At 36.9% G+C, this 11,569-nt stretch carries 7 protein-coding genes; all 7 read left to right on the forward strand.

What is annotated here, in order from left to right; genetic code table 11:
• Window positions 1–17 precede the first annotated feature (17 nt).
• The 7 genes from ACU1LP_RS09380 to ACU1LP_RS09410 all read left to right on the forward strand — a co-directional run bounded on the left by ACU1LP_RS09380 (window position 18) and on the right by ACU1LP_RS09410 (window position 11,554).
• Window positions 18–1,079, forward strand: coding sequence for a helix-turn-helix transcriptional regulator (locus ACU1LP_RS09380; RefSeq protein ID WP_445734402.1), 1,062 nt, complete (start codon window positions 18–20; stop codon window positions 1,077–1,079).
• A gap of 310 nt (window positions 1,080–1,389) precedes the next feature.
• Window positions 1,390–2,352, forward strand: a complete 963-nt coding sequence (locus ACU1LP_RS09385; protein WP_445734401.1) for a sugar phosphate isomerase/epimerase family protein — start codon at window positions 1,390–1,392, stop codon at window positions 2,350–2,352.
• Between the two features lie 39 nt (window positions 2,353–2,391).
• On the forward strand, window positions 2,392–3,564 hold the full coding sequence (locus ACU1LP_RS09390) for an MFS transporter (RefSeq protein ID WP_445734400.1): 1,173 nt from the start codon (window positions 2,392–2,394) through the stop codon (window positions 3,562–3,564).
• Between the two features lie 2 nt (window positions 3,565–3,566).
• Entirely contained in the window at window positions 3,567–4,718 is a 1,152-nt protein-coding gene (locus ACU1LP_RS09395; RefSeq protein WP_445736140.1) for a Gfo/Idh/MocA family protein, read from the forward strand.
• Window positions 4,719–4,841: 123 nt separating this feature from the next.
• A complete protein-coding gene (locus ACU1LP_RS09400) occupies window positions 4,842–5,894 on the forward strand; it encodes a sugar phosphate isomerase/epimerase family protein (protein ID WP_445736141.1) in 1,053 nt (350 codons plus the stop codon).
• 4 nt (window positions 5,895–5,898) lie between these two features.
• The gene (locus ACU1LP_RS09405) at window positions 5,899–6,666 is read left to right on the forward strand and encodes a 3-keto-disaccharide hydrolase (protein ID WP_445736142.1); all 768 of its coding nucleotides are present in this window, start codon (window positions 5,899–5,901) and stop codon (window positions 6,664–6,666) included.
• Between the two features lie 772 nt (window positions 6,667–7,438).
• Window positions 7,439–11,554: a LamG-like jellyroll fold domain-containing protein gene (locus ACU1LP_RS09410; RefSeq protein WP_445736143.1), complete on the forward strand. Its 4,116-nt coding sequence runs from the start codon at window positions 7,439–7,441 to the stop codon at window positions 11,552–11,554.
• Window positions 11,555–11,569 lie beyond the last annotated feature (15 nt).

Here is an 11,569-nt window from a genome sequence, read left to right on the forward strand (position 1 = left end):
TTGGAAAAATAACTAATTTGCAAGATATTCATGTTCAAATTATTTCAGTGAAAATAAATACACAAGAAATTCAGCCTTATAAAGCGGACGGAGTTGTCTATCATGCGGACACCTGCTTGCCATTAATTGATGCCGTTAAAAGAAATAAAGTAAAATTCAAAGCACTTGCAAGACATACATATCCTGGTGATAGGCTCGACGAAAACACACTTGGACTTAATAGCATTGGATATTGGGATGCCAACGAGCCACAAGATTGGGGTTTGGATTGGCACAGAAACGAGGGACTGGAATTCCATTTTTTAGAATCTGGATCCATGCCTTATTTGCAAGAAAACAAAGAGGCCATTTTAACGCCCAACCACTTAACCATAACACGCCCTTGGGAAGCCCATAAAGTGGGGAATCCATATATTGGCATGGGTAAATTCTATTGGGTTATTATTGATTTGGAAGTTCGCAGACCACATCAAAATTGGGTTTGGCCCGATTGGATAACCTTAACCAACAATGATTTAGAGCGCCTTACTGCTATTTTAAGGCAAAACGAAAAGTCCATTTTAAAAACCAATCAAAGTGTGAGAGATTGTTTTTCGAAAATTAGCAAAGCCATAGACACGGATGAAAAAGGTAGCAATGCCTCAAAAATAAGATTACTAATAAACTACTTATTGGTTTTATTGCTCGATTTATTGAATACGGATGATATGGTGCTGAACGAATCGCTTACCGATAGTTCCAGAAGCGTTAAATTCTTTTTAAACGAACTTGAAAAAAATCTTTCCGAAAATTGGACCATCGAACTCATGGCGCAATCTGCTGGCGTTGGCTTAACACGATTTACACACCACTGCAAACAGCTAACAAACTTAACACCCATGCGCTATTTAACCATGAAACGTTTAGAAATGTCTAAAGAGATTTTAAAGGATGAAGAAGAATTATCTATTGCCCAAATTGCTTACATGTGTGGTTTCACAACGAGTCAATATTTCGCAACTGTGTTCAAAAAACATGAAAAGTGTTCACCCAACCAATATAGATTGAAATATGCTATCGAAAACTTTCAATTTGCCTAATAACAATAAAATATGAAGGTCTTAAATTTGTTTAAAATCTTTCACTGAATAATAATACACAGTAGTTAAAATATTATATCCTATTTTCACATGATACTACTACGTGCAATATTTAAAATAAATTTAAAGTCATGAAACTTCCATAATGAATTCTCTAAAACCAATGGAATAATTATATGGAAGCACCATGTGACCAATAAAAAACAATAAATATAAACCACATGAAACTTCCATTACTAAATTTTGATACACAAAGGAATGATTATATGGAAGCACCATGTGACAATTAAAAAACAAATAATATAAACACATGAAACGAAGAGATTTTGTTACTAAAACTATTGGTGCAGGTGCTGCTTTATCGGTACTCGGTATAGTTGCTTGTAAAAATACTGCCAAAAAAAACGATGCTGCTATGGCTCTTCCTAAAAATGAAGATACTTCTTTGTTTTTTAAAATGTCGCTTGCACAATGGTCTTTACACCGCACGCTATTTGACAATAAAATGGACCATTTGGATTTTGCTGCAAAAGCCAGAAGTTTTGGTTTTGAAGGTTTGGAATATGTGAATGCTTTTTTTAAGGATAAAGCTGAAGATATGTCTTATCTAAAAGAAATGAACACCAGAGCAAATTCTGAAGGGCAAAAAAACGTATTGATTATGATTGATGGTGAAGGAACTCTTGCAAATTCCAATACAAAAGAAAGACTAAAAGCCATTGAAAATCATTACAAATGGATTGAAGCAGCACATTTTTTAGGGTGTCATGCCATTCGGGTAAATTTAGCGGGGGGCACCGATAAAGAGGATGCTGTTAAAGCTAGTGTAGATTCATTAAACACCCTTTCAGAGTATGCAAAAGGCTCTAATATTAATGTATTGGTTGAAAATCATGGTGGGTTTTCTTCAAACGGAAAATGGATGACCCAAGTGTTTTCGCAAATAAAAAATGATAATTGCGGTACGTTGCCAGACTTTGGAAATTTCTGCATAGAAAAAAACGAAGAAAAAGGTTGTATTGAGGAATATGATAGATATGTGGGCATAAAAGAATTATTGCCTTTTGCGAAAGCCGTAAGTGCAAAATCATACAATTTCGATGAGAAAGGTAATGACACCCTTTTGGATTATTACAGAATAATGAAAATGGTAAAGGAATCCGGTTACACGGGATTTGTTGGTGTTGAATATGAAGGAAATGAAGTTTCAGAAGACAAAGGTATCGAATTAACCAGGGATTTATTGATTAAAGTCGGGAAACAACTATCATGAATCATTAAGTAACCAACCAATCTAAATATTTTTTAAAACATGGAAAACATCAATAAGAACAGACTCTTTCTGGCGAGTTGCCTTGCCTTAATTACGACTGCCATGACCTTTGCCATTAGGGCAAGACTGGAAACCGTTTTTGGTCCAGAAGGCGTTGGTTTGACACTGGAACAAATTGGGTACGCATTTACGCCGGCATTTTTTGGTTTTACGCTCGCTATGGTTTTTGGAGGGCCTTTGGTGGATTTTATCGGAATTAAAAAAATAACTTGGATTGCTTTTATAACGCATGCCATAGGAATTGTGTGGACCATTATGGCAGATTCCATGACGTCGTTGTTCTTAGCTACTTTATTTGTCGGCATTGGAAATGGTATGGTTGAAGCTGCTTTAAATCCCATGATCGCATCCATGTACACCAATGAAAAAACGAAAATGCTCAATCGGTTCCATGTATGGTTTCCTGGGGGTATCGTAATTGGGGCTCTTGTAGGCTGGCTTATAATGGATGTTATAGGACTTAGCTGGCAAATTATGGTAGCCACCTTATTTATACCTTTAATTATTTATGGCGCGTTATTTTATGGTCAAAAATTCCCAGTTACCGAGCGTGTCCAAATGGGCATAAGCAACAGTAAAATGTTTTCAAGTATAGGCAAACCATTATTCTTATTTATGGTATTTTTTATGTTTTTAACCGCAGCTTCCGAATTGGGAACCACACAACGTATTGAATCGCTTTTAAAAGAATCTGGTACCATACCCCTATTAGTTTTGGCATTTATTAACGGTATTATGGCATTGGGCAGACTGTTTGCGGGTCCAGTGGTTCATAAATTAAAACCGGCGGGCATGTTGTTGTATTCAGCCATATTCACCTTTATTGGTCTGTGGCTATTAACTGTTACAACTGGCGGTATGGTATTTGCTGCCGCTGCTGTTTTCGCCATGGGTGTTACGTTCTTTTGGCCAACCATGTTGGGTTTTGTAGCAGAATATTTACCGGAAACCGGTGCTTTAGGCTTATCCATTATGGGTGGTGCTGGTATGTTTTCGGTATCATTGGTGTTACCGGTTATGGGAAATTTAATGGATAACGCCAGTGCAGCTGAGGCGTTGAGAACCATGTCTATTTTACCCGCTATACTTATAATCGCCTTTTTAGGGTTGAATATTTATATGAAGAAAAGAAGTAAAACTGAACAAGCTTAACTATGGCAAGAAAATTAAGAATGGGAATGGTTGGTGGCGGCACGGGGTCGTTCATTGGAGACGTACACAGAAAAGCGGCGGCAATTGATGGTATGATAGAATTGGTCTGTGGTGCGTTTAGTAGCAGTGCAGAAAAATCGATCGCATCAGGAAAAGCATTATTTCTCCCTGAAGAAAGATGCTACGGAACTTTTGAAGACATGATTTTAAAAGAAAAACAACTTCCGGAAAGTGAACGAATGGATTTCGTGTCGATTGTAACGCCCAACCACATGCACTTTCCGCCAGCAAAAATGGCTTTGGAAAACGGGTTTCATGTGGTATGCGATAAACCCATGACCTTGACTTTAGATGAAGCCATCGAGTTGGAAAAAATAATTGCAAAAAGCGGAAAACTATTCGCACTAACCCATAATTATACAGGTTACCCATTGGTAAAGCAAGCTAAAGCAATGGTAGCTAAAGGCGATTTGGGAACCATTAGAAAAATACAAGTACAATATTTACAAGGATGGTTATCAACATCCCTCGAGAAAACGGGTCAAAAACAAGCTTCTTGGAGGGTTGACCCCAAGATTTCAGGAATAGGTGGCGCATTAGGTGATATTGGCACGCATGCCGAAAATTTGGTTGAATATATTACAGGTTTAAAAATTGATGAATTGGCTGCCGACTTAGGTAGATTTGGCGAAGGACGTGTTTTAGATGATGATGGCAATATTCTAATAAGAATGGAAAATGGTGCCAAAGGCACGATGTCCTTTTCTCAAATAGCATTAGGGGAAGAGAATAATTTAGCCATTAAAGTTTACGGAACAAAAGGCAGTATGGAATGGCATCAGGAAAACCCAAATCAATTAATAACACATTGGTTGGATGCTCCGGTAAAAATATACACACCTAATGGAAACAATCTGTATGATGAAGCATTGAGCGTATCGCGTATTCCCGCAGGACATCCTGAAGGTTATTTAGAAGCTTTTGCAACCATATATAAAAATTTCGCAACGCATTTAATGGCGGTTCTTGATGGAAAAAAAATAGACAAACCTGATTACCCAACCGCTAAAGATGGTGTTCGTGGAATGCAATTTATTTATGCATCCGTCGAAAGTGATAAAAATAATGCAGCTTGGACAAAGTTCAAAAAGTAATTATTTGAATTTTAAATATAAAAAAATAAAAATCAACGTGCCCAGTTCCTCCCATTCGGGGAGGTTAGGTGGGGAAAATTAACAATTAACAAATCCCTCCCTTTCGGGGAGGTTAGGTGGGGAATGAAAACAATAAAAGGACCAGCAGTATTTTTAGCGCAGTTTGCAGGAAGTGAAGCACCATTTAATAGTTTGGATGGGATGTGCAAATGGGCTGCCGATTTAGGCTATAAAGGGATTCAAATACCAACTTGGGAACCTAATTTGATTGATATTGAAAAAGCTGCGAAAAGTAATACCTATTGTGATGAGTTAAAAGGAAAAGTAAATTCTTATGGGTTGGAAATAACCGAACTATCAACCCATTTACAAGGGCAATTGGTAGCGGTTCACCCAGCATACGACACGATGTTTGATGGGTTTGCACCGGAAGCAGTACGAGGCAATCCGAAAGCCAGAACCGAATGGGCCATTGATTTTGTGAAAAAATGTGGCACAGTTAGTGGCAGATTGGGCTTAAAATCGCACGCATCGTTTTCAGGCGCCTTATTGTGGCACACGGTGTATCCTTGGCCACAAAGACCAAATGGATTAGTGGAATTAGGTTTTGAAGAATTGGCAAATCGTTGGCTGCCCATTTTAAATCATTTTGACGAACATGGGGTGGATATATGTTATGAATTGCATCCTGGGGAAGATTTACATGATGGGGTTACGTTCGAACGCTTTTTAGAAGCTACAAACAATCATACACGTGCTAATATTCTTTATGATCCAAGCCATTTTGTACTTCAGCAATTGGATTATTTGACGTTTATCGATTATTATCACGAACGTATTAAAGCATTTCACGTTAAAGATGCCGAATTTAATCCAACAGGAAAACAAGGTGTTTATGGTGGTTTTAGCGATTGGAAAGACCGTGCAGGACGTTTTCGTTCTTTGGGTGACGGACAAGTAGATTTTAAAGGTATTTTTTCAAAATTAACCAAATATGGATGTGATGTTTGGGCAGTCATGGAATGGGAATGTTGCATAAAATCCTCTGAACAAGGCGCAAGAGAAGGTGCGCCTTTTATTCAAAACCATATTATTGAAGCAGCCGAAAGAAGTTTTGATGATTTTGCAGGCGGGAGCATTGATAAAGCGCATTTAAAGAAAATTTTAGGTTTATAATACTATGAAAAAATTAATTATTTGTCTTTTGTCAGGGTTTGTTTTTATGTCTTGTTTAGGGCAAAAAAAAGAAGCAGTTGAATCAATAACGGAAGAGCCAACCAAACCAGAAGCGACAGAGGTTTGGGAACCAATTCCGCCAACAGTTATTCCAGGTAATAACAATGAACCACCAAGTGATGCCATTGTGTTGTTTAACGGAAAAAACTTTAATGAATGGGTTTCAATTAAAGACTCCAGCAGTGTCAAATGGATATTGAATAAAGATGGGAGCATGACGGTTAAGGGTAAAACTGGCAATATTCAAACCAAAAGAAATTTTGGAAATGTTCAGCTTCATATTGAATGGAAGTCTCCAGAAGACGATGAAGGAATTGGCCAACAACGCGGTAACAGTGGTGTGTTTCTTCAAGGTAGATATGAAGTTCAGGTCCTCGATAATAATGATAATGACACTTATGCTAATGGTCAGGTAGGTTCTATTTACAAGCAATCGATTCCTTTGGCAAAAGCTTCATATCCAACAGGTAAATGGAACACTTACGATATTATTTATCATACACCAAAGTTTGATACAGATGGAGAAAAAACGAAATCTGCATATATTACCTTATTGCATAATGGTATTTTGATTTTAGATCATTATGAAATAAAAGGTACTACAGAGTATATAGGTTGGCCTAAAAATGTACCTCATGGAAAAGCCCCAATAATGCTTCAAGACCATGGTGACGCTGTAAGTTATAGAAATATTTGGGTTAGAGAACTCTAAAAAAACTCAATTAAGTAACCACTATTGTAATGAACAGTAGTAAATTTTACAACAAAACTACCCTATAATTTCTTTTGATTACGCACATGCATTTAGTCTTGGTTTACTGTGAAATGTTAAAGTACATGACTAAAATTTAATTAGGCTCAAATCATTAACTAGGGTCTCCTCAGACTCTCTGAATAGCCTATTTACAGTGGGTTTTAAACGATTTCAGATGCTTTTTAATGCAAGGTTATTTGCCTCTTTATGCAAATTTTCAGTATTTCGTAACAGTTTTTTTGGGAATAAAATAAAATTTCCGCAATCCGGGAAACACTGCATTTGATAAAAGTATCATTAAAATGGCTTAAAATGCGTATATGGGCATATTGAAAAATCTGAAAAATAGTTTTTTGTTACAAATTGACTTTCTGAGGAAACCCTAACTAATTCGACATGTTCAATTTCTCCCCTTTTTTCAAGGGGAGATGCCTTTAGGCAGAGGGGTCAACAATATTATATATTTTAATAATATGAGCCATTTTCATCATTTCCTAAAGTGAAAGTTATTTAATGTTCTTCCACATGGAACGGTATTTAAAATCTAAATACCCACCTTCTTCATAAAACTTTCGCATTTAAACTTTGTGCTTCAAAATCAAAAAATTTTATTATCAGTTCTTCAAATTACATTAAAAAATACACTTAATCGATTATTTTTGCGTTTCATGGATTTTTATATTACATTTGAACGATAAAATAATTAGTCCCAAGCTAAATTTAACCTTTCATGAAAGAGATTGCTGTTTCATTCAGAATCTGTATCTATATAGTATGCCTCTCTCTTCCGTATGATACTTTTTCACAAGAATATGTGTCTCCCAAAAAAGAAATACAGGGATCAACACTAATTTCAAATGAAATTCAGGAAAAATCGTCCCAAATAAATTTGAATGCAGAAGCTAGTCCATTATTTTTTGATAGTGATGGCGATGGGGTTTACGATTATGTGGATATGGATGATGACAATGATGGCATCCCGGATTTTATAGAAGAAAACAATTGCCTCTTGTTGTCTGGACCCCCTGTAAACTATAAATTTTTTAATGAAACTTTTGGCTCTGGAAATACCATAAGTACCAACATCGGTAACGTTTTGATTTCGGATGTGTGGGCGAATATTGAGGACCATACGCCCAATGATACCAATGGGAGAATGGCTATTTTTAATGCAGATGCTGCGCCTACTGTTTTCTATGAAACCCAAATTAAAGGAACACTGCCAAATGTGCCTATTGCATATAGTTTCTGGGCAATTAATATCGATGCACCTGATACCCATTTTATCACTGATGAAAATGGAGGGAATGCCAGTTTATTTACCCATAGAATTTTACCAAATATTAACATAAATATTTATTCACTGGATAAAAGGAGGTTACTTGCAACTTTTAATACGGGAGATATTACCAGATGTGGCGATACTTTTTCGCCTGATGACCATACGGGAACTTATCCACATGCAGCGGATACCAATTACAATACTTGCGAAACATCACAATGGCAACAGTTTACACAACAATTTTCAACCACAGAAACTGGATTCGTTTTGCAACTCGTCAATAACGCACCTGATGGCGATGGAAATGATTTTGCCATGGATGATATGGAAATAAGACAAACCTTGTGCGATAGGGACGGTGATGGTGTTGCTGATATTTTTGATCTGGATTCTGATAATGATGGCATCCCAGATGTGGTAGAAGGCAACCCTACCAGTGCTGGTTTAAGTGAAGGAAAGGCTACCTTAACAGACGTTTCCAATTGGATGGATTTAAATGGCAATGGCATGCTGGATAGCTTGGAATCTATTTTAGCTATAGATACCGATGGCGATGGCATTCCTGATTATTTGGATTTAGACAGCGATAACGATGGTTTATTTGATGTGGATGAATCTGGTGTGATAAACTCCAACGATGCTACCTTCCAAAATGGGGATGGCGACATTACAGGCAATGGCGTGGGTGATGGTCCGGAATCTGAAACTTTTAGGAAAAAAGATGTTGATGGCGATGGAATTATTGAGGGCTATGGAGACGGTATTTTGGATATTTTTGATTTCCATCAAGGAAATAACAACTACGCAGATTCTTATGGAAACCATAGCCAAGGTACAGGCCCTTTATATACGAAGGATTCCGATGGTGATGGCATCCCAGACTATAGAGATCCTTATAACGATTTAACCTCAATTTACGATATTGACACTATAGAAATTTATTCAAACTTACCGCACACAGCAGGCGTTTTGGATAGCAAAATAGATTTAGACGGCGATGGTATTATGGCATCGCGCGATGGTGATGACACGGTTTTTGGTTCTCCCAGAAATCTGGACCAAAGTTATAGTTTGTACTTTGATGGACGGAATGACTACGTTGAAGACACCACTATTATAAGCTCTGGAAGCGCTACTTTAATGGCGTTTATAAAATCTGATGGTGCAAATACACATTCAAACCAAAGAATTATTGCGGGTCAAAGTGATTTTTATATCAGGATCAATACCGATAATACCATTTCCGCTATTGCCGAAGGTGTTAGTTTAACGTCTACCAGTAAAGCTCCTTTGGGTATTTGGATGCATATAGCAGTAAGCACCACTTCTAAAAGCACCGTTTTATACATCAATGGTGTGGAAGAAGCCAGTGGTACTTCTGGAGGTGTTACAAGTACTTCAAATTTTATGATTGGCAGAGCCATAATCAATGATTATTATTTTAAGGGTGACATAGATGAAATTAGGGTTTTTGATGCTGCTTTATCCGCTGATGACATTAAAAAAATGGTGTACCAAGAACTGGATGAAGCCTATAATTTTAACCGAGGCAAAATTGTTCCTATGGACATTTCAGGGTCTATCGGCACCCATTTGGTTAAATATTATAAAATGGATGGGTATAAAGATGATATTTTAGACGATAAAAAAACAATCGCCATTGACCAAATTTCGGGTGCAAAAATGTATAACTTTAAGACCATTCATTTTCAAAAAGCGCCATTACCTTACATAACTAACGCCGATGGAAATTGGACTGATGCCACGAATTGGTTACATGGTAACGAATGGGACATTACAACCAAAAAAGACAATCCTAATGAAGCTTCCATTATTCATCTAAAGCACAACATAAACCTAAACGGTTCGTATAACACACAAGGTATGGTGGGGTTAATTGTTAATTCAGGGAAAGAATTTTCTATTGAAGGCAACAAAGGTTTATACAACAGTTGGTATTTAAAACTTGATGGCTTGATCGATTTGGATGATGAATCACAGCTCATCCAAACTGAAAACAGCATTTTGGATGTGGCCAGTGCGGGCAAATTAGAACGCGACCAAAAAGGCACGAAAGATTTGTACACCTATAAATATTGGTGTTCCCCCGTGGGCCTAAGCAATACCACCAGCAACAACAATAGTTATAAACTAATCGATAACATTCTAAAAAACGGCACAATTCCTACTACACCTAATAACATTACTTTTTTAAATGCTGGTTATAATGGCACTATAAACGGCACCAATATAGCCATTGCAGACTATTGGATATGGAAATATGCCAATAATGTAAGTAACAGCACTTACACTTGGCAACATATAAGACGAACAGGAACTATAAGCGCTGGTCAAGGGTTTACCATGAAAGGGGTGGAAAGCTCCACTACGTCCTATACCTCAACCCAAAACTATACGTTTTATGGGAAACCCAATAATGGCGATATCGTTTTACCTCTTATGGCAAAAAACGATTATCTAATAGGGAACCCATACCCTTCAACACTTGATGCAAACGAATTTATTCTAGACAACATTAGCAATTTTGGGGGTAGAGCCGCCACCAACATTATCAATGGCACTTTATATTTCTGGGATCATTTTGCGAACAATACACATTCCATAACTGGATACAACGGTGGTTATGCCACCTATACATTAACAGGCGCACTGCCTGCTATTTCAAACAATACCAGAAATTTTGCCAGTGGAGCAGAGGGTACCAACCTACCAGGACGCTATATTCCAGTGGGTCAAGGTTTTTTTGTAGTAGGAGATGCTGGAGGCGCTATAACCTTTAAAAATAGTCAGCGTACTTTTATTGGTACTTCCGGATTTTTAAAAGCAACAACATCACAGTCTAAATCGGTGCAAACAAATTCGGACACCAGAGCAAAAATCAGACTTAAATTTGATTCCCCTAAAGGATACCATCGCTTAATTTTAGCGGGTGTTGATGAAAATGCTTCCAATGGTTTTGATATAGGTTATGATGCACCACTTATTGAAGACAATCAAGAAGATATGTTCTGGGTGTTTGCGGACAAAAAGTTCGTGATACAAGGCGTTGATAATTTTAGCGTAGACCAAAAATTACCATTGGGACTAAAAACAATGCAAACAGGATTGGTGCAAATAAAAATTGATGCTCTGGAAAACATATCCAATAATCTGAATGTCCTGTTACACGATAAAGAACTGAACATTTACCACGATTTAAAACAAAATGGTTATGAAGTCTATTTGAATGCAGGAACGTATTTAAATCGCTTTGAAATGACATTTTCCAATGCGGCTGCATTAAGCACTAAAGTGTTTGAAAACACCTCTATCCAAGTCTATTTCTCAAATGAAAACAAAAGTATCGTAATCCATAATCCTGAAATTAAAAACATTGAATACACCGAAGTATTCAACATATTAGGACAGTCCATCTATAAATTTGAAACGCAAACCAATAAAAATTATAGTGAGTATAAAATGGCACCTATCCATTCTGGCACCTACATTGTAAAACTAAAAACAGATATGGGTGTGTTGACTAAAAAAGTATTGATAAAATAAAGTGTTGATTTTGTA

The sequence above is a fragment of the Mariniflexile sp. genome (assembly GCF_052728615.1).

What these genes read in the sequence shown, in the direction of transcription:
- ACU1LP_RS09385 (WP_445734401.1), top strand. Translation starts at nt 1,390, where the DNA reads ATGAAACGAAGAGATTTTGTTACTAAAACTATTGGTGCAGGTGCTGCT.
- ACU1LP_RS09390 (WP_445734400.1), top strand. Translation starts at nt 2,392, where the DNA reads ATGGAAAACATCAATAAGAACAGACTCTTTCTGGCGAGTTGCCTTGCC.
- ACU1LP_RS09395 (WP_445736140.1), top strand. Translation starts at nt 3,567, where the DNA reads ATGGCAAGAAAATTAAGAATGGGAATGGTTGGTGGCGGCACGGGGTCG.
- ACU1LP_RS09400 (WP_445736141.1), top strand. Translation starts at nt 4,842, where the DNA reads ATGAAAACAATAAAAGGACCAGCAGTATTTTTAGCGCAGTTTGCAGGA.
- ACU1LP_RS09405 (WP_445736142.1), top strand. Translation starts at nt 5,899, where the DNA reads ATGAAAAAATTAATTATTTGTCTTTTGTCAGGGTTTGTTTTTATGTCT.
- ACU1LP_RS09410 (WP_445736143.1), top strand. Translation starts at nt 7,439, where the DNA reads ATGAAAGAGATTGCTGTTTCATTCAGAATCTGTATCTATATAGTATGC.